11 protein-coding genes are annotated in these 19,952 nt (G+C 74.3%); 3 read left to right on the top strand and 8 right to left on the bottom strand.

The window, feature by feature from the left end:
• The first annotated feature begins 237 nt into the window (after positions 1–237).
• Complete coding sequence (locus K304_RS28385; protein WP_486591626.1) at positions 238–2,469, top strand: hypothetical protein; 2,232 nt, start codon at positions 238–240, stop codon at positions 2,467–2,469.
• A 12-nt stretch (positions 2,470–2,481) separates the two neighbouring features.
• Here K304_RS28385 and selB read toward each other — a convergent pair whose 3' ends face one another.
• Both selB and selA read right to left on the bottom strand, forming a co-directional pair.
• The gene (gene selB, locus K304_RS33605) at positions 2,482–4,362 is read right to left on the bottom strand and encodes a selenocysteine-specific translation elongation factor (RefSeq protein ID WP_486591625.1); all 1,881 of its coding nucleotides are present in this window, start codon (positions 4,360–4,362) and stop codon (positions 2,482–2,484) included.
• A gap of 11 nt (positions 4,363–4,373) precedes the next feature.
• On the bottom strand, positions 4,374–5,717 hold the full coding sequence (selA, locus tag K304_RS33600) for an L-seryl-tRNA(Sec) selenium transferase (protein WP_037789964.1): 1,344 nt from the start codon (positions 5,715–5,717) through the stop codon (positions 4,374–4,376).
• A 171-nt stretch (positions 5,718–5,888) separates the two neighbouring features.
• On the opposite strand from selA, the gene htpG reads away from it, so the two are divergent.
• Together htpG and K304_RS0110520 are read left to right on the top strand one after the other, a co-directional pair.
• A complete protein-coding gene (gene htpG / locus K304_RS0110525; protein WP_027763711.1) occupies positions 5,889–7,829 on the top strand; it encodes a molecular chaperone HtpG in 1,941 nt (646 codons plus the stop codon).
• 543 nt (positions 7,830–8,372) lie between these two features.
• Positions 8,373–9,188: an SGNH/GDSL hydrolase family protein gene (locus K304_RS0110520; protein ID WP_027763710.1), complete on the top strand. Its 816-nt coding sequence runs from the start codon at positions 8,373–8,375 to the stop codon at positions 9,186–9,188.
• Between the two features lie 102 nt (positions 9,189–9,290).
• Here the strand turns inward: K304_RS0110520 and K304_RS28380 are convergent, their stop codons facing one another.
• From K304_RS28380 to K304_RS0110490, 6 genes are all read right to left on the bottom strand, one after another.
• Positions 9,291–11,201 (bottom strand): ABC transporter ATP-binding protein, encoded by a 1,911-nt coding sequence (locus tag K304_RS28380; RefSeq protein ID WP_078528922.1) that lies wholly within the window; start codon positions 11,199–11,201, stop codon positions 9,291–9,293.
• A gap of 38 nt (positions 11,202–11,239) precedes the next feature.
• Complete coding sequence (locus K304_RS0110510) at positions 11,240–12,424, bottom strand: glycosyltransferase (protein ID WP_027763709.1); 1,185 nt, start codon at positions 12,422–12,424, stop codon at positions 11,240–11,242.
• Complete coding sequence (locus K304_RS0110505; RefSeq protein WP_027763708.1) at positions 12,421–13,233, bottom strand: alpha/beta fold hydrolase; 813 nt, start codon at positions 13,231–13,233, stop codon at positions 12,421–12,423. The genes K304_RS0110510 and K304_RS0110505 overlap by 4 nt, the downstream gene beginning before the upstream one ends.
• 3 nt (positions 13,234–13,236) lie before the next feature.
• Positions 13,237–13,488: a phosphopantetheine-binding protein gene (locus K304_RS0110500; protein WP_051308291.1), complete on the bottom strand. Its 252-nt coding sequence runs from the start codon at positions 13,486–13,488 to the stop codon at positions 13,237–13,239.
• 85 nt (positions 13,489–13,573) lie between these two features.
• Entirely contained in the window at positions 13,574–18,208 is a 4,635-nt protein-coding gene (locus tag K304_RS28375) for a type I polyketide synthase (RefSeq protein WP_078528897.1), read from the bottom strand.
• A partial coding sequence (locus K304_RS0110490; protein WP_037789961.1) for an SDR family NAD(P)-dependent oxidoreductase occupies positions 18,202–19,952 on the bottom strand: 1,751 nt, incomplete at its 5' end. The genes K304_RS0110490 and K304_RS28375, both read right to left, overlap by 7 nt.

The following is a 19,952-nucleotide window of genomic DNA, read 5'->3' as shown; positions in this document are numbered from 1 at the left end:
TACGGCAGGCCGACCGCCGCCGACGCCGCCGTCCAGCCTCCGGACGGGGCCCGCCTCCCGCTCACCGCACAGCGCCGGGACATCCCTTTCAGGCGTTTCGTGCGCATCGGGCGGGAGCGGAAATTGTCACCGTGCCCGTCTCGTCATACGGTCGGTGGTCAGCCCGAACCAGGCCCGGCCGCCCCCGCGACTTCGGCCGGTCCTCATCCCAACGCCTCCTGCCAGGAGCTCAGCCCCGTGCCCTCTGCCGGACTCCCCCTACGCCGCGTCGTCCAGGTGGCGGCGCTCTTCACGCTGCTGGTCCTCTTCGCGGCCCAGCTCGCCGGCGCCCTGCTGGCGTACGTGCCCCTCTTCGTCGTCGCCTCCGCCGGCGGCGTCGCGCTGGACCTGTACCTCCAGCAGCGACAGCCCGGGCTGATCGCGGTGCTCGGCAAGGTCCGCTTCGAGGCGGTCAGCCGGCAGCTGCTCCGCGACATGCTGATCGTGGTGGCGCTGGTGCGGCTGCCGAAGGTGAACGCGATGGAGGAGCGCGCGCTCGTCCTGCTGCTGCTCGGCTGCTACGGCCTGCACTTCCTGTGCCAGGCGGTGTCCGTGCTCGTGCGGCGCAACCGCACGCTGCCGATCCTGACGCGCAACATCGACACCTCCGGGCTGCGCCTGTCCCCCGCCCCGCCGCGGGTGCTGGCCCGGCTGCAGAGCCGGCGCCTGCTGACCTTCATGCTCCCGGCCACGGCCGGCCTGCTGACCACCAGCGCCACCGCGCAGAACGTGTGGGCGCTGGCCGGTCTCGCGGCCAGCCTCGCACTGTTCGTCGGCGGCACGGTCTACCTGGGCACCTGGCTGCTGCCGAAGAAGCGCACGCCCGGCGAGGCGCGGGTGCTGAACTGGCTGAACGCCTGGCTGGCCGACTACCGGCCGACGGTGGGCATGTACTTCTCCGGCGGCGCGACCTCCGCCTACCAGGCCAACATGTGGCTCGGCACGCTCGCGGAGCTGGATGCCAAGCCGATCATCGTGCTGCGCGAGCGGTTCATGGTCCAGAAGATCGACGCCACGGACGTGCCGATCATCTCCATCCCGAAGGTCGCGCACCTGATGCACCTGGAGCAGTCCACGCTGAAGGTGCTGCTGCACCCGGCGAACTCCGGGAAGACCTCGCAGGTGCTGCGCATCCCCACCATCAAGCACGCCTTCACCAACCACGGCGAGAGCGACAAGCTGTCCTCCTGCAACCCGTACGCCAAGGCGTACGACGAGGTGTGGGTGGCCGGCCCGGCCGCCCGCGACCGGTACCAGCTCGCCGACATCGGCATCGACGACCGCGACGTGGTGGAGGTGGGACGGCCGCAGCTCGCGCCCATCACCCCCTACGCGGGTCCCCCCTCGGACGGCACGCGGACGACCGTGCTGTACGCCCCCACCTGGGAGGGCTGGACCGACGACCCGGGCAACACGTCGGTGATCCTGGCGGGGGAGAACATCGTCCGCGAGCTGCTGGCCGACCCCGGCGTGCGCCTGCTGTACAAGCCGCACCCGATGACCGGCTCCGTCGACCCGCGGGCGGGCGCCGCGGACCACCGCATCCGGGCGATGATCGCGGAGGCGAACGAGCGGCGCGGCGAGGGCTCTGCGGCCGCGCCGGGCGCCGCCGCAGAGCTGGCGCGGCGCACGGCCGCACTGGACGCACTGACCACGACCTCGTTCCGCGGCAGCGCCGACGAGACGGAGCGGATGCTGCTGCAGTCCCGCCCGGAGGAGGGCCGCGCCGAGGCCGTGACGGCGGCGACCGCCGCCTGGGAGGAGGCGTACTGGGCGTCGTTCCCGGAGGACGAGCACCTGATCGTCACGGCGGCCCGCCCCGGCATCTACGGCTGCTTCAACCAGGCCGACCTGCTCATCAGCGACGTGTCCAGCGTGGTCTCCGACTACCTGAGCAGTGAGAAGCCGTACGCGGTCGCGAACACCAGCGGCCGTTCCGAGGCGGACTTCCGGGCCAACTTCCCGACGGTGCGGGCCGCGACGATCCTCAGCCCGGAGGCCAAGGAGATCCCCGGCCTGCTGGCCGCCGTCCGCGACCCGGGCAAGGACGACTTCGCCGCCGCGCGCGGCGAGTTGAAGCAGCACCTGCTCGGCCCGTCCGACCCGCCGTCGCTCGCCCGCTTCAACCGGGCCGCGCTCGACCTGTGCGACGCCGCCGACGCGCGCAACCGCCGGGCGGCGGCCCGCGCGGCCGCCGAGTTCCCCGAGCAACGCGCCGTGGAGGAGACCGCCGACCACGAGGTGGTCGTGGACGACGAGGCCGAGGCGACCGCGGAGGCGGCGTCCGACGCGGCGGAGGCCACCGAGCTGGTCGAGGTCTCCGAAGGGCCGGAGGCCGGCGAGGCCCAGCAGCGCACCGCCGACGCGTCCGAGACCGCCGACGACGAGGAGGCGGGCGCGGAGACGGGATCCGAGCAGGTCAGGAGCTGACCGAGGACTCGCCTACGACCCTTCGGCGGCCGCCGTCCCGTCCACGACGAGACGGCGGCCGTCGGCGTCGCGGCGGGTGAGGCCCGCGCCGTCGAGGTGCTCGAGCAGGGGGATCGCGACACGGCGGCTGACGGCCAGGATCCGGCAGCAGTCGCCGACCGTGAACGGCCGCGGCGCGGCGTCGCGCAGCGCGGCGGCGGCGCGGCGGGCGCTGCCGCCGGGCAGATGGACGGCGCCGGTACCGGTGCCGTGGCGCTCCAGGACACCGTGGCGGACCAGCACCGCGAGCGCCTGCGAGGTGACGCCGAGGGCGTCCAGTTCGGGCCGTGTGGGGGCGTGGAAGGCGCTTCCGGCGTCGCGGCCCGCCTCCTCCAGACGGCGCGCCACGGCGGTCAGGGCCTCGGGCAGCGTCTCGTCTCCCGCCCCGAAGACCTTCCCGTCCCGCACCACCAGATCCGGTGGAGGCTGCTCGGGTCCGCCGGGTACCGGCGCCGGGGCGGGGGGCGTGGCGAGGGCAGGGACGAGGTCCGGTGCGGGCAGGCCGAGCCGGTGCGCGGCGGCGGCGAGGGGAAGGCCGGGGTCCGCGGGGCGGGCGCGGCCGTGGGCGTCGACCTCCGCGCGGAGCGCGGCGCGCAGCCGCTCCGCATGGGCCGGATCGAGCAGCCACTCCCCGGCCCGTACGGCGCCGGGCGGGTGCGGCAGGCCGGCGGAGGCGAGTTCACCGGCCCGCACCAGGCCGCGCAGGCCGAGGTGGACGGCGGGGTCCCGGCCGTCGGCGGGCAGGTCCGCCAGGGCGCGTACGCGGGCTGCGGCTGCACCCCGTCGGGTGAGGCGGGGCGGTGCCACGTCGAGCACCCGTGCGCCGGTCAGCCGCCGGCTGCCGGGGTCGCGCAGCAGCAGCCGGTCGCCGATGTGCAGGTCGAGCGGGGTGTGCAGGCGCAGGCGGGCGTACGGGCCGCCGAGCGGCCGCACCCGGGCGCCGGTGAGCGCCGTGCCGCAGTGGACCAGCGGTTCGCCCGGCAGTGCGCGCGCGTCCGCCGCGCCGGGGAGGCCGGGCCCGTCGGCCCCGGACGGGTCCGCCGGGTCGGCGAGCCGGACGTCGACGGTGTCCGTGCGCCGCCACCGACCGGGCGTGACGAGCGCCTGACCGCGGCCCACCACGTCCGCGGAGACGCGGCGCAGGTTGACCGCCACCCGGGCCGGCGCCCGTACGCCGTCCCGCGCGGTGCCGAAGCACTGCAGGCCGCGTACGGTGACCTGCCGTCCCTCCGGGGCGAGTTCGAGGGTGTCGCCGACCGCGAGGGTGCCCGCCGTGAGGGTGCCGGTGACGACCGTTCCCGCGCCGCGCACGGTGAACGCGCGGTCCAGCCAGAGCCGTACGGGCGCGTACGGGTCGGGCACCGGCGCGCCGTCGGCCAGGGCCGCCAGGTGCCGGCGCAGGACGTCCAGGCCGGCGCCGGTCCGGGCGCTGACCGGGACGGCGGGTGCGTCGTGCAGGGTGGTGCCGGCGACGCGCGCGCGGGCGTCGGCGGCCACGGGTGCGGGGTCGGCCAGGTCGGCGCGGGTGACCACGACGATCCCGGCGCGGATGCCGAACGCGTCGAGGGCCGCGAGGTGTTCGGCGGACTGCGGCTGCCAGCCCCGGTCCGCGGCGACCGTGAACAGCACGGCCGGTGCGGTGGCGATGCCGGCCAGGGTGTTGGCGAGGAAACGCCGGTGGCCCGGCACGTCCACGAAGCCGACGGCACCCCCGTCGGGGAGCCCGGTCGCGGCGAAGCCGAGGTCGACGGTCAGGCCGCGCCGCTTCTCCTCGGCCAGCCGGTCGGGGTCGGTGCCGGTGAGGGCGCGGACCAGGGTGGACTTGCCGTGATCCACGTGCCCGGCGGTCGCCACGACGTACACGGTCAGCCCTGCCCGTCGTCGGTGTCGGGGACGGTGGCCGTACGCGGGGTCCGCGCCGCGGCGGCACGTACGGCGCCGGCGAGCCGCTCGTCGTCCCCGGCCGGGACGGTGCGCAGGTCGAGCAGCAGCCGGCCGGCGTGCACCCGTCCGACGACGGCGGGCCGGCCGTGGCGCAGCGGGGCGGCGAGGGCGCGGGCGACGGCGACGGCCGCGCCGGGCAGTTCCACCTCGGGTGCTCCACCGCCGCCCACCCGGGCCTGGGACGGGACGGCCTCGGCGGGCACGCCGGCTGCACACAGGCAGGCCGCCAGCGCCTCGGCGCGGGCGACGAGCGCGGACCCGGCCAGGCCGAGCGCGGCCGGCACCGGCGGTTCCGGTCCGCGCAGGGTGGCCTCCAGCGCGGCGAGGGTGAGCTTGTCGACGCGCAGGGCGCGCGCCAGCGGGTGGCGGCGCAGCCGGGCGACGAGGTCGGCGTCGCCGAGCAGCAGCCCGGCCTGCGGACCGCCGAGCAGTTTGTCCGCGCTCGCGGTGACCAGCGCGGCGCCGTCCGCGAGGGCGCCTGCGGCGTCCGGCTCGCGGGGCAGCGCCGGGTGCGGGCGCAGCAGTCCGGAGCCGATGTCGTACACCACGGGCACGTCGAGCGTGGCGAGTTCGCGTACCGGGGTGTCGGCGACGAAGCCGACGGTGGCGAAGTTGGAGGGATGCACCTTGAGGACGAAGCCGGTGTCGGGGCCGACGGCGGCGGCGTAGTCGGCGCGGTGGGTGCGGTTCGTGGTGCCGACCTCGCGGAGCCGGGCGCCGGTGGAGGCGAGCAGCTCGGGGAGTCGGAAGCCGTCGCCGATCTCCACCATTTCGCCGCGGCTGACGACGATCTCGCGGCCCCGGGCGAGGGCCGTGGCGGCGAGGACGAGGGCTGCGGCGTTGTTGTTGACCACGTGTACGCCGCCGGCGGCGGGTACCGCTTCGGCGAGCGCGGCGAGCGCACCCGTACCGCGCGGGCCGCGGCGGCCGGTCGCCAGGTCGAGCTCCACGTCGGTGCACCCGGCTGCGGAGTCCACGGCCGCCCGCGCGGCGGCGGACAGCGGTGCCCGGCCCAGGTTGGTGTGCACGAGGACGCCGGTGGCGTTGAGCACCGCGTGCAGGCTCGCCGCGGTGGGCGGCAGTGCCGCCACGGCGGCGTCGGCGGCCCGCTCCGGGGGCAGTTCGCCGTCCCGCACCCGCTCCAGCGTGCGGGTCACCACGCCGCGGACCAGGTCGCGGCCCAGTTCCCGGGCGGCCGCGGCCAGCCGCGCGTCGCCGAGCACCGCGTCGGTCCGCGGCACCCGGCTCCTGCGGTCCCGGTCCATCGGCTGCTCCCCCACGGCGTACGAAGTTCCCGGCGATTGTCCCACCCCCGGCGGCGGGGGCCGGGAGCGCGGACGAGCGGCGCCGGCCGTAGCGGGTACCGCGGTGCGCGAGCCCGGCGCGGGTCCTTACCATCCATTGCGCACCGTACGTCGCCGCACACAGGGGAGCACGTGAGCACGCAGACCGAAACCCATGAGTTCCAGGCGGAGGCCCGCCAACTGCTGCGCCTGATGGTCCACTCGATCTACTCGAACAAGGACATCTTCCTCCGGGAGCTCGTCTCCAACGCCTCCGACGCCCTGGACAAGATCCGCCGGGCGAAGCTTGTCGACTCCGGCCTGCGGGCCGACGTCGAGGACCTGCACATCCGGATCGAGGCGGACCCCGGGCAGCGCATGCTGACCGTCCGCGACAACGGCATCGGGATGTCCCGGGACGACGTCGTGGACCTCATCGGCACCGTCGCGAAGTCGGGGACGGCCGAACTGCTGGAGCAGCTGAGGTCCGCGGAGGACGCCGAGGGGTCCCGGGAGCTGATCGGCCAGTTCGGCGTCGGCTTCTACGCCACCTTCATGGTGGCCGACCGGGTCACCCTGGTCACACGCCGGGCGGGCGAGGACACCGGTACCCGGTGGGAGTCCGACGGCGACGGCACGTACACCGTGGAGCCCGTGCAGGACGCCCCGCAGGGGACCGCGGTCACCGTGCACCTGAAGCCGAAGGACGAGGAGGACAGCCTCTTCGACTACACCGCCGAGTGGAAGATCCGGGAGATCGTCAAGCGGTACTCCGACTTCATCGCCTGGCCGATCCGGATGGAGGTCGAGCGGAGGGGCGACGGCGGAGACGGGGACGGCGCAGGGGACGACGACGGGCCGCAGCGTGAACTCGCCACGCTGAACTCCATGAAGGCGCTGTGGTCCCGGCCGCGCTCGGAGGTCGCGGAGGAGGAGTACAAGGAGTTCTACCGGCACGTCAGCCACGACTGGAACGACCCGCTGGAGACCGTCTCCCTGCGCGCGGAGGGAGCGTTCGAGTACGAGGCGCTGCTGTTCCTCCCCTCCCACGCACCGCTCGACCTGTACACCCGGGACAGCCGGTCCGGGGTGCAGCTGTACGTCAAGCGCGTGTTCATCATGGACGACTGCCAGGAGCTGATGCCCGAGTACCTGCGGTTCGTCAAGGGCGTGGTGGACGCCCAGGACCTGTCGCTGAACATCTCCCGTGAGCTGCTCCAGCAGGACCGGCAGATCCACCTGATGCGCCGTCGCCTGGTGAAGAAGGTGCTCTCGACGGTCAAGGGGATGATGAGCTCCGACCCGGACCGGTACCGCACCTTCTGGCGGGAGTTCGGCGCCGCCGTGAAGGAGGGTCTGCTCAGCGACACCGACAACCGGCGCACGCTCCTCGACATCGCCTCCTTCGCCTCGACCCACGACCCGGAGGAGCAGACCACGCTGGCCGCGTACGTGGAGCGGATGAAGGAGGGGCAGGAGGAGATCTACTTCATGACCGGTTCCTCCCGGTCGCAGATCGAGAACTCGCCCCACATGGAGGCGTTCCACGCCAAGGGCTACGAGGTGCTGCTGCTGACCGACGCGGTGGACGAGATGTGGGTCGAGGCGGTCGCGGACTACGACGGGAAGCGACTGCAGTCCATCGCCAAGGGCCAGGTGGACCTCGACGACGCGGCGGCCGAGGAGGACGAGAAGCAGGAGGACGACCAGCGCCGGGAGGAGTTCGCCCCGCTGCTGTCCTGGCTCGGGGAGTCGCTCGGCGAGCAGGTGAAGGAGGTCCGGCTCTCCACGCGGCTCACCTCGTCGGCGGCGTGCCTGGTCAACGACGCGCACGACATGACGCCGGCGATGGAGCGGATGTACCGGGCCATGGGCCACGCCGCGCCCTCGGCCAAGCGGATCCTCGAGATCAACCCGGACCACCGGCTGGTGACCGGGCTGCGGGAGGCTCACCGGAAGGAGCCGTCCGACGCGGTGCTGACGGAGACCGCCGAGCTGCTGTACGGCACCGCGCTCCTCGCGGAGGGTGGTGAGCTGGACGACCCGGCCCGCTTCGCCCGCCTCGTCTCGGAGCGCCTGGCCGGCACGTTGTAGACCGCCGGTGCGGACGGGCCGGGTCGCCCGGGAGGCGACCCGGCCCGTCCCGCCGACCGGCACGGAAATGCGTGGCGGAAAAAGCAGAGAAACCCCTGGAATTTCCGCGCGCCATATTGCGCGAGTCGCCGGAATGTGCCTCTCGGAGTACCCGGCCGAAACCCGTTATGCCCGTTTTACGACATCGGCCCCGTGGAATCCCGGAAGCGTTCCGGAATCATCCGGACTAAACCCCTCCGCATGCTCCGGGTGACACGCGGACGGCGCCGCGTTCTCTGCGCACGGCATCCCGCGGAGTCCGGCTTTCCGCACGCCGCGGAATCGATGCGCACACGAGGGTGATCGTCCCGGCGGAGCCTTGGCGGGAGCGGGGATTCGGCCTGGATCGAACAACCCGGGCAGCGCGACGACGGGCCTCCTCGGCGACGCGCCTTTCCCGCATGCGCGCGGTGCAGAATTTCCCCCGGCAGGGCTGTCGAATCCGCATTTCTCTGCTATTCCTATAGGGTCCCTCACCCCCACCATTCGGAGACGACACCTTCCATGCGTTTACTCAGAGTACTCGTCGCCGCCGTCATGGCGCTCGCCGCCACGATGACGGTCGCCGGAACGGCTCAGGCGGCAGACGAAACGGCACTCGCCGGCAAGTACGTGGCGCTCGGTGACAGCTATGCGGTCGCTCCCGGCACCTGGACCTACGACGACCCGGACGACCCGTGTCGCCGTGGTCCGCTGACGTACCCCCGGCTCTGGGCCGCCGCCCACCCGTCGGTCGACTTCGTGGAGGCCTCCTGCTCGGGAGCCACCACGGCGGACATCCTCAACACCCAGGTCGGTTCGCTCACCGCGGACACCACGCTGGTCACCCTGCAGGTGGGCGGTAACGACGTCGGCTTCGTCGAGGTGCTGACCAACTGCATCCTCACCATCGACGACCAGGACTGCCTCGACGGGGTCGCCCTCGCGAAGCAGGCCGCCAACGGCGTACTCTCCCCTGCACTCCAGCAGACCTACGCCGCCGTCCGTGCGAAGGCTCCCAACGCCCAGGTGATCGTGGTCGGTTACCCCCGGCTCTACACCATCGGGGGCAACTGCGGCATCCTCGGGCTCAGCGACCGTGAGCGTACGGCGCTGAACTCGGCCGCGGACACCCTCGCCGGGATCATGTCGTCGCGGGCCGCCGAGGCCGGTTTCACCTTCCTCGACGCCCGTCCGATCTTCGACCCGCACACCCTGTGCTCCGGCAACTCGGAGTGGGTCACGAGCCTGGAGTGGGAGAAGCTGAACGAGTCGTACCACCCCAACACCGCGGGCCACCGGGACGGCTACCTGCCGGCCATCACCAACATCACCGGCTGACCACCGGTCGATGAACCCGCCGCGGGGGCGTCCTCCACTGGAGGGCGCCCCCGCTTCGTGCGTCGCCCGGCGGCGCTGACACTCCGCGCCGCCGGACCGCGTTCACACCTGGACCGGGCCGTGCGCGACGCCTTCTTCCTCGTCCGCCGCGTCGTCCGCACCGCTCTCCTCCTCGCCCACCAGGAGCTGGGAGGCGGCCAGTTCGCGGTACAGCGCGTCGGACTCGACCAGAGCCCCGTGGCCGCCGAGCGCCCGCACCCGGCCGTGCTCCATCACCACGATCTGGTCCGCCTCGGTGACGGTGGACAGCCGGTGGGCGATGAGCAGCACCGTGCAGCGCAGGGAGGCCTGGTCGACGGCTTCGCGCAGCGCGTGCTCGTTCCGTGCGTCGAGCTGGGCGGTGGCCTCGTCGAGCAGCAGCACTTCGGGTTTGCGCAACAGGGCCCGGGCGATGGCGAGTCGCTGGCGCTCGCCGCCGGAGAGCGTGACCCCGCGGTTGCCGACCGCCGTCCGCAGACCGTCGGGGAGCCGTTCGACCAGCGTGTCCAGCCGGGTCACGCGCAGCGCCTCCGCGATGTCCGCGGCGGACGCCCCGGTCGCGGCGTACCGCAGGTTGTCCTCCAGGGTGCCCGCCATCACGGGTGCGTCCTGCTCGACGTACGCGATCCGGCGGCGCACCTCGGCCCGGGGCAGGGTGGCGATGTCCACGCCGTCGATGAGGATGCGGCCGGACGACGGCTCGTGGAACCGCTGCAGCAGCGCGAACATCGTCGTCTTGCCCGCTCCGGACAGCCCGACCAGCGCGGTCTGGGTTCCGCCGGTGACGGTGTAGGAGACGTCGCGCAGCGCGGGCCCCCGGCCGGGGTAGGAGAACCCGACGTTCTCGAAGGCGACGGCCGGGGGCACGGCCGGGCGGGGCGGCGCGGAAGCCGGCGGGGCGTCCACGTCCTCCTCGATCGGCATCCGCTTGACCTCCTCGATACGGCCGACGGCGCCGAGTCCCTGCTGCAGCATTCCGAGCCCGGCCACCAACGACCCGATGGGGCTGGCCAGGTAGAAGACGTAGAGCAGGAAGGCGATCAGGGCGGGCGCGCCGAGTTCGCCGGCGGCGACGAGCGCTCCGCCGACGCCCAGCACCGCGAGGAAGGCGGCCTGCAGGGAGACGCCGGACAGGATCTTCACCCATGCCGCGTAGCGGGCCCCCACCAGACCGGCCTGGTACGCGCCCTCGATCGCCCGTCCGGCGTCCTCGGTCTCGCGTCCCTCGGCTCCGTTGGCCTTCACCGTGCGCGCGGCGCCGAGCGTCCGCTCCAGGGAGGCGCTCACCGCGCCGATCGACTCCTGTGCGCGGGTCACGGCCTGCCGGATGCGGGGCAGCAGGTACGTCATCACCAGGGCGACCGACAGCAGGACGCCCACGGTGACCCCGAGGAGTCCCAGGTGGACCACGCCCATCAGGACGGCCGCGCCGGCGATGGTGAGCACGCCGTTGGCGACCATCACCAGCCCTTCGGTGGCGGCGTTCTGCAGCAGGGTGCTGTCGGAGGTGACCCGGGCGATGAGGTCACCGGTGGGGCGGCTGTCCAGTTCGGGGACGCGCAGCCGCACCAGCCGGAACACCGTGTCGCGGCGCACCTGGCGCACCACCCGCTCGGAGGTCCGCTGCTGCCACCACGACTGCATGCCGGTCAGCGCGGCGCCGATCACCACCAGCGCACCCAGCAGCAGCACCGCGTTCGTCACGTCGCCGCCGTCGCCCAGCACCTCCAGCACGTGCTGCGCCACCAGCGGCTGCACCAGGCCGGAAGCGCTGGCCGCCAGCACCAGCAGCAGCGTGGCGAACAGGACGGCGCGGTGCGGGCGGGCGTAGCTCAGCAGGGTGCGCAGGGGCGCCCGTTCCTGGGGAGGCGGCGCCTTCTGCGGAGCGGCTCCCTCGGGAGCGGCCCCGTCCGGGGCGGGCGCGTCCGGGGCGGCCGCGGGGGTGGTCGCGGGGGTCTGGGATGTCGTCGTCATGGAGAGGTCCTGGAGTCCGTCGCGGCGCACCGGGCCGGTCAGCCCGGTGCGGTTACGTGGGAGGGCCGTTCCGCGGCCCGTTCGAGGTGATCCGCGGCGGCCACCGCGCCGCCCGCCGCGCGCAGCCGGGCCCCGATGGCCTCGGCCGCCGCCCGGTGTCCGGCCCCGGGGTCGAGCACGGTGGCGATCGCCGCGCCCAGCCGGTCGGCGCGCACCCTGTTGAAGCGCACCCGGACTCCGGCCCCGGCGTCGACCACCTGCCCCGCCACGATGGGCTGGTCGTCCCGGATCGGAGCGACGACCAGCGGCACCCCGTGCCACAGCGACTCGCAGACGGTGTTGTGCCCGCCGTGGCACACCACGGCGTCCACCTTCTCCAGGAGTTCGAGCTGCGGTACGTGCGCGCGCTTCACCATGCCCGGCGGGACGTCGCCGAGGTGCCCGCCCGGGTCGACGACCACGCCCTGCACCCGGTCGCCGAGCGCGTCCAGCGCGGCGACCGCTTCGGTCAGGAAGGGGCCTCCCGCATCCGTGTTGGCGGTCCCGAGGGAGACCAGCACCGTGCTCCGGTCCGGGTCCAGGGCCTCCCAGGGGAAGTCCGACTCCCCGGCGCGCGGGGCGATCGCCGGCCCCACCAGGTGCACCCTGTCGTGCGGGAGCGGCGCGTCGCCCAGCAGGTCCCGGCCGGTGAAGGCGAGGACGCCGTGCGGCGAGAACCGGGGGTCCCCGGTCGCCCGGGGATCCCCGATCCGCGACCGCAGTTCCGTCAGCAGCCCCTGGAGCCAGGCGCCCACCTTCGGCAGACCGTCCAGCGGTTCGGCCAGTTCGGCGGAGGTGGTGGCCGAGGAGAGATGCACGACTCCGCGCCGTTCGGCGACCAGGGCGCCCGCCACCGCGTGCTGGTCGGTGATCACCACGTCGGGGCGGAACGCCTCGATCGCCGCGTCGACGCCCGGGGCCATCAGGTCGGCCAGCGGCAGGAAGAACTCCTCCCACAGGAACCGGAAGGCGGCCGGCCCGGTCAGCTTCGGGGGCCGGCTCAGCCCCCCGTCCGGCATGGCGCAGTCGAACACCTCGGCGGCGGGTCCGGCGAGCCGGCGGATCTGGTCCCCGTAGCCCGCCCAGGCGACCTCGTGTCCGCGCCGAGCCAGTTCGTCCGCCACCCCGACCAGGGGGTTGACGTGCCCGACGAGCGGCGGCACCACGCAGAGGAACCGGCTCACCGCACCGCCCCGGTCAGTGCGTGGTGTTCGCGCACCCAGTCCAGCACCAGCTTCCGGGTCTCCTCCGTCCGTTCCACCAGTACGGAGTGGCCCTGGTCGGGAAGGACCACGGTGCGGCAGCGCTCCACCAGCGCCTCCAGCCACGGCACCTGGCGGTTGAGCCCGGAGCCGTCGCCGAAGATGGCCAGCAGCGGAGCGGTGAGGGCGCCCAGGTCGTCGTCGATGACGCTGCCGGAGGCCACGTCCTCGGCGAGCGTGGTGCGCTGCAGGATGCGCCCGGCTCCCCGGGAGAGCCTGGCGGTGTGGGCGCCGTACCGGTCGGAGATCCAGCCGATGACCTCGTCGCGGCCCAACTGCTCCTTGGCGTCGGCGAGTCCGCCCTTCATGTGTCCGGTCCAGCGCTCGACCGGCGGCTCCGCCTCGATCATGGTGACCGTGGCCACGCGGTCCGGGTGCCAGGCGTCCAGTGCCGAAGCGATCGTGCCGCCGAAGGAGTTGCCCACGACGTGCACCCGCCGCGTCTCGCCCAGCGCGTCCAGCAGGGCGACCAGGTCGTCGACGAAGTCCTCCAGCCGGTATCCGGTCGCGGGCCGGTCGCTGCGGCCGTGACCACGCAGGTCGTACATGATCACGTCGACCCCGGCCTGGGCGAACGCCGGGCCGAGGGTGAAGTAGTAGCTGGCCAGGCTGTCGGTGAGCAGCCCGTGCACGAACACCACGACGGGCGGTTCGCCGGTGTCGTCCGGGCTCCGCTCGGCGTGCAGCCGCTGCACGTGGGTGGTGATCGTCGAGGTCGCGAGCTTGGTCATGTCTCAGCTCTCCGTCGCCCGGAGCGAGCTGACGATGTAGTCGACGAGCTGGCCCACCCTGAGGGCGATGATCTCGTCCAGCTCGAGGTCGGCGATGAACTCCGCGAAGTTGACCCGGTCCCCGTAGTGCTCGCGCAGCGAGCCGGACAGGGACACCAGGTCGATGCTCTCCATCTCGAGATCGTCGTGGAACGTGGTGTCCCGGCCGATCTCGGCGTCCTCCAGCCCGTACTCCTCGAGCATGACGCGCAGCATTCCGGTGAGGTCCGCCAGCACCGCGTCGGAGTCGGCCGCCAGGGCGGCCCTCCCCCGCTCCTGAGTGGTGGTGGCCCCGCTGGTCTCAGTGGTCAACGTGCTCTCCTGTCCTCTCGTCACTGGTCGTCCACGCGAGCACGTATCTGCGCTCGGGCAGCGTGGACGGGTTGGCGGTCAGCCGGACGGACACGTCGTACGTCGTGCCGTCGACCGCCACGCGGACCTGGTCGGGGTCCGCGGCGACCACCCGGAAGGCGGCGGGCCGGCCGGCCAGGCCCGTGCCGCGTGCCTTCGCGACGGCCTCCTTGGCCGCCCAGAACCGGGTGAACCAGACGGGCTCGTCGTCGTCCCCCGACGACACGAGCGTGTCGAGCAGCTCCCGTTCCCCGGGGCCGCAGGCGGCCTCGACGGTGGCGCGGGGCCGTTCGGTGATCTCCTCCACGTCCACGCCGCAGGGCCCGCGCCGGGCGAGGGCGACCCCCACCTCCGCGCGGTGGGCCAGCGACACGGTCAGCTCGCCCAGCGTGCGGCCGTGGACGCCGGTGGCCAGCGGCCGTCCCGAGGCGTCGTTGTGCAGGGCGATCTCGGCGGGATAGACCTCGCCCTCGCCCTCCCGCCACAGCAGTCCGCGTACCGCGTCCTTGGCCGCGATCCGGCCGAGCAGCCACTGGCGCCGGCGGATCGGGGGCAGCTCCTCGTAGCGGGCTCGCTCGGCGCTGCCCAGCATGTTGTGCATGATCAGTTCCCGGGTCGCCAGGTCGGGCCAGCGCTCGTGCACCACCGCCGGGCCGTCCGGCTCCAGCGTGGAGAGCGTGTTCTCGCCGGGGAAGCGGTCCACCGCACGGATGCCGGGGTCGGTGTCGAACCGGCGGTCGGCCCAGCCGGTGAACTCGGCCCAGACCCGGCCGTCCCGGGCGAGCTGCATGTCCGCCACCAGTGCCCGCTCGGTGAGTTCGGTGATCCGCACGTGGCAGGTGAGCCGTTCGCCCCCGCGCGGCTCCGGACCGTGGAAGCGGATGTGCTCCATCCGCACCGGGAACACGGTGGTGCGCTCGGTGAGGGAGGCCATGATCCAGTAGCCCAGCAGCTGGCCGATGTTGTCCATCAGCGCGCCCGGGGCCGCGGGTGCGGTGAGCACGCCGCGCACGTGCCGCTCCCCGATGGCGGTCAGCTCGCTCACGCCCTGGAACCGGGGGCCGTGGAACATCCAGCGTTCGCTGTAGAGCTGTTCGGCCGCCATCTCCGGTTTCCGCTCCGCCGCCGGGTCGACCGGCCACGGCCGGGGCGGCTGCGGGTAGGCGGGCGCGAGTTCGACCACGGCCCTGGCCGAGCCGTCCAGGGAGACCTCCACCCGGTCCGGCGCGGGCCGGCGCACCGTCACCGGCACGTCGACGGCGGGGAGGGCCTCGATCCACTTCATCAGCCGCACGTCGTGCACGGCGACCGCGCGCATCCCCGGCACCGCACGCTCGGCGATCTCCATCATGTGGGTGATCACCGTGGTCGCGGGGACGATGGGCCAGCGGTCCACGTCGTCCGGCCAGCCGGGCCGCTGCCGGAAGAAGCAGTGGTCCAGCAGGTACGGCATGGTCCGCACGTCGACGCGCAGCACCTCGGGCACCGGCGCCCTCTGCGCGGGGGCGGGGGCGGGGGCCGTCGGCGCCGTCGGCCGAGGCCGCGGCGCGGCAGCCCGCGGCACGGCGGGCCGGGCGGCGGTCGGCCCGCGCCACGCCCCCTCGGCGCCGATCAGCTCCGTCGCGACCGCCGCCGTGTCGTGCAGCAGCGCGGCCAGTTCGGAGGCCGCCGGGAACCGGTCGCTCGCCTGCTCCAGCCGGGCCAGCGCGCCGTTGTGCTCCGCCGGGCCGGCCGACGCCGCGGGGCGCAGCGCCCGGCGTACCTGGGGCGGCAGGGAGACCAGCGCGCCCCCGAGGTCCAGTCGGACTCCGGGCCGCTCCGGCGGTGCGCCGGCGGGTGCGGACGCCGTGCTCCGGGTGGGCGCGGCAGCCGCTCCGGGGCCGGAGGCCGCCGCCCGGTCGAGCAGCGGCACGGCGTCCGGGGTGCCGCCGTCCACCCAGAGTGCGGTGACGACGCGGCGCAGTTGGGCCAGGCTGTCGCGCGATCCGGCGTGGGCCGAGACCGTGAGGTGGTCGCGTCCGGCCAGGATGTCGTCGATCAGGGAGCCGAGTTGCCCGGCGCCCAGCTGCACGAAGGCACGGAACCCCGCGTCGTGCAGAGCCAGCACGGTCAGCCGGAAACGCACCGGCTCCAGCAGGTGGCGGACGAACAGCGCGCGGACCGCGTCGGGCTCGGTGGGGAAGGGCGCGGCGGTCGTCGCCGACCAGACCTCGGTGGTCTGCGGGTGCAGGGTGTAGGTCTCCGCGGCACGCCGGATCGGCTCCAGGTACGGCTCCAGCATCGGGGTGTGGAAACCCGACCGGAACGGCAGCACCTGCCCGATGACGCCGTCCGCCCGCAGCCGCAGCACCAGGGCCTCGACCTCTTCCTCGGGGCCGCAGACCATCGACTGGTTCGGAGTGTTGTCGTGCGACAGCACCACGTCGGTGCGGTCGCCCAGCTCCTCCAGCACCCGCTGCGCGGGCAGCCCCAGCACGGCGAAGACCGCGCCCGGCACCTGGAGTGCGTCCGGGTCGAAGCCCGCGAGGAAACGGTCGACCTCGTCGGCGGCGTGGATGCCGCCGCACGCCATGGCCGTCCACTCGCCGACGCTGTGCCCGGCGACCGCGTCCGGCACGACGTCCAGCCGGCGCAGCGCCGTGTCCAGCATCCGGCCGAGCTGGAACACCGCCGTGCCGTGGCGGCCCACGTCGCCGACGCGGGCGTCCTCGCCCGGCGACCAGGGCAGGGCGAACCACTGGGCCAGTTCGGCGACCCGGGGGGTGAACTCGGCCTCCAGGCCGGGGAAGACGAACGCGGTACGTCCGCCCGCCGGACCCAGCAGCGGCTGCGGGCTGAACCAGACGTCGCTGCGCCCGCGCCACGCCCGGCCCTTGGCCACGGCCTTGCGGGCCAGGGCGAGCCGCCGCTCGGTGGGGTCGACGATGCCCAGCCGGACCGGCTCGGCCACGGGGTCGCGTTCGTCCAGGGAGGCGGTGAGGACGGCGGAGTCGTCGGCGTCGAGCAGCGCCGCGAGCGAGGCCGGGTCCGGCGCGGCGAGCCGCAGCACCCGCTCCGGTTCGCTCACCTCGACGCGGGGCGTGTCCCCGCCGGGCACGGTGCGCGCCTGCGCGGCGGACGCCCCCGGGGCCGCGACGGTCGCCGTGGGCGCGGATGCGGCGGGAGCACCGGCGGGCTGCTCCAGCACCACGTGGGCGTTGATGCCGCCGAAGCCGAAGGCGTTCACCCCGGCACGGCGCGGTGTCCCCGAGTGCGGCGCCTCCCACGGCCGGGCCTGCGCCAGCGGCGCGAACCGGGTCTGGGCGAGTGCCGGGTGGGGGTCCTCGCAGTGCAGTGTGGGCGGGAGCACGCCGTGGTGCAGCGCCAGGGCCGCCTTGATCAGTCCGGCGATGCCGGCGGCCGGCATGGTGTGGCCGATCATCGACTTGACCGAGCCGATGGCCGCCGGCGCGTGGTCGCCGGCGGGTCCGAACACCTCGGCGATGGTGGCCAGTTCGGCCTTGTCGCCGGCCGGGGTGGCGGTGCCGTGCGCCTCCAGCAGCCCGACGGAGTCCGCCGCCCGAGGGTCCAGTCCCGCGGCGTCCCACGCCTGGCGCACCGCGCGTACCTGGCCGCCGGGGTCGGGGTTGAGGAGGCTCGCCGACCGGCCGTCGCTCGCCACGCCCGTACCGGACACCACCGCGTACACGCGGTCGCCGTCGCGTTCCGCGTCGGCCAGCCGCTTGAGGACGACGATCCCGGTGCCCTCGCCGATGAGCACGCCGTCCGCGCCGCGGTGCAGCGGCCGGATGCGCTGGCTCGGCGACAGCGCGCCCAGCTGGCTGAACACGCTCCACAGCGTGATGTCGTGGCAGTGGTGCACGCCGCCGGCCAGCATCACGTCGCACCGGCCGGCGTCGAGCTCGCGCACCGCCTGGTCGACCGCCACCAGCGAGGAGGCGCACGCCGCATCGACGGTGTAGGCGGGGCCGCGCAGGTCCAGCCGGTTGGCCACCCGGGAGGCCGCCAGGTTGGGCACCAGGCCGATGGCCGACTCCGGCTGCTCGGGGCCGAGTTGCTCGGCGAAGGCGGCGCGGACCTGCTCCACCCGGTCGTCGTCCAGCTCCGGAACGAGTTCGCGGAGGGTGCGCGCCACCTGGTGGGCGGTGCGCACCCGCTGGTCGAGCCGTACCAGGCCCGGGGTCAGGTAGCCGCCGCGGCCGAGCACCACACCAACCCGCTGCCGGTCCGCGGGCAGCACCACCTCGCCCCCCGCGTCCACCAGCGACCGGTGGGCCACCTGGAGGGCGAGCAGCTGGTCCGGCTCGGTGCCCGGCACCGACGCGGGCATGATCCCGAAGCGGGCCGCGTCGAACTCGGCGTCCTGGTCGACGAACCCGCCCCGCCGGCAGTACACGCGGTCCGCACGGCGCGGGCCGTCCGGAGCGTAGTACTCCGGATCCCAGCGGGCGGCCGGTACGTCCGTGACGGAGTCGACCCCGCCGACGATGTTCCGCCAGTACGCGTCGAGGCCGGAGGCGCCCGGGAAGAGCGCCGACATGCCGACGATCGCAACGGGGGTGCGCGAGGACACCGGCGTCACCATCCGGACGCGGTGTAGACCACCGCGTGCGCCGACGGGGCGCCGTAGGCGAGTTCGCGCAGCAGGCTGAGCGGCCCTTCTTCGGGGTCGATCAGCTTGATGCCGCGGGAGACGTAGGAGCGCATCAGTTCCGGGGTCACCATCCCGCCGTTGGTCTCGGCGGCGGCCCACGGCCCCCAGTGCACGGTCAGTCCCCGCCGGTCCGGGGTGGACCAGCGGCGTCCCAGCTCCTCCAGGGCGTCGTTGGCGGCCGCGTAGTCGCTCTGGCCGCGGTTGCCCAGTGCCCCGGCGATCGAGCCGAAGAGCACCGCGTACCGCGGGCCGCCGGGCAGCGCGCCGACCGCGTCGAGCAGGACCCGTGCGCCGTCCACCTTGGTGGAGAACACCCGGTGGAACGACTCGGGCGACTTCTCCGCGATCAGCTTGTCCTCGATGACCCCGGCCGCGTAGACGACGCAGTCGAGGCGGCCGTACTCGGCGTGCACGTCCTTCACCGTGGCCCGGACGGCCTCCTCGTCCAGCACGTCCACCGCGTGGTAGCGCACGGTGCTGCCGAGGGCCCGCAGGTCGGCGACGGTGCCGCGGACCTCGCGCGCCGCCAGTACGGCGCCCGTGGCACGTTCCACCTCGGCGGGCGAGGTCATCCCCGAGGCGATGAACGCGGACCGCAGCGCGTCCCGGTCGGGTGCCGAGGCGGTCCCGGGCTCCTCCTGCTCCGCGGGCACGGGGGTGCGGCCCATCAGCTCGATGCGGCAGCCGGCGGTGGCGGCCAGCGTCCGGGCGAAGCGGGCCGTGATCCCGCGTGCTCCGCCGACCAGCAGCACGACGGAGTCGCGGTCGAGCCCGGCGGCGGCCGCCTCGGCGGCGCCGTCCCCCGCAGGGCCCGCGCCGGTGGCGCCGAGAGTGCCCAGGTCGGTGGGGGACAGCTGGAGGGTGTGCCGTCCTCCGGCGCGGGAGAGCACCACCGGCTCGCGGTCGGTGGCGGCCAGTTCGGCGGCCACCGCTTCGGCCACCGCCGCGGGTGCGTCGTCCGGTCCGGTCTCCAGCAGGGTCGCGGCGAGGTCCGGGTACTCCCGGGCCACCGAGCGGAAGAAGCCCCGGAGCCCGTCGACCGACCCGGTTTCCCTGCCCGCGACCGCGAGCAGGCGCTGCGGAGTTGCGGCGAGCACCGCCTGGTACAGCCCGAACGCCTCCGGCAGCCGGCCGCCGTCCTCGTCCGTGCCGTGCAGGACGACGACGGTGTCGCCGAGCTGCTCCGGCCGCGCACCGTGCGGGTGCTCCGTGACGTCGGCTCCGGCGTCGCGCAGCCGCGCGGCGACGGCCTCGGCCGTCGTTCCGCCGCCGATCAGGGTGACGGAGCCGCCGTCCAGCGACGCGGGCTGCGGCACGGCGAGTTCCACTTCGGTGAACTCCAGGCGCTGCGGGGGCAGCACGCTGTCGGCCGGGGTCGGCGAGGCCGGCTCGGCGGCCGGAGCGGAGGCGGCGCCGGAGGGGGCGCCGAGGCGGTCCAGCAGCAGGTCCGCAATACCCCGCGCCGTACGCGCCGTACTCAGCTCCTCCACATCCGTCGACGCGTCCGTGGGCAACCCCAGACGAACCGCCAACTCCCCCGCGATCTCCGCCCGCTTGATCGAATCCACACTCAGATCCGCCTCGAGATCCAGCTCAGGATCGATCATGTCCACCGGATAACCCGTACGCTCCCCCACCACAGCCAGCACCGCATCCAGCACCGCCGCCGGCTCCG

The sequence above is a fragment of the Streptomyces sp. CNS606 genome (assembly GCF_000426325.1).
Note: the sequence above shows the minus strand (reverse complement) of the source record. Positions and strands in the feature narration are given on the sequence as shown.

Bases quoted from the DNA above. Each gene is read 5' to 3' on its own strand.
- selA (WP_037789964.1), bottom strand. From the start codon at position 5,717: ATGGACCGGGACCGCAGGAGCCGGGTGCCGCGGACCGACGCGGTGCTC.
- K304_RS0110520 (WP_027763710.1), top strand. From the start codon at position 8,373: ATGCGTTTACTCAGAGTACTCGTCGCCGCCGTCATGGCGCTCGCCGCC.
- K304_RS28380 (WP_078528922.1), bottom strand. From the start codon at position 11,201: ATGACGACGACATCCCAGACCCCCGCGACCACCCCCGCGGCCGCCCCG.
- K304_RS0110505 (WP_027763708.1), bottom strand. From the start codon at position 13,233: ATGACCAAGCTCGCGACCTCGACGATCACCACCCACGTGCAGCGGCTG.
- K304_RS0110500 (WP_051308291.1), bottom strand. From the start codon at position 13,488: ATGCTGCGCGTCATGCTCGAGGAGTACGGGCTGGAGGACGCCGAGATC.
- K304_RS28375 (WP_078528897.1), bottom strand. From the start codon at position 18,208: ATGGTGACGCCGGTGTCCTCGCGCACCCCCGTTGCGATCGTCGGCATG.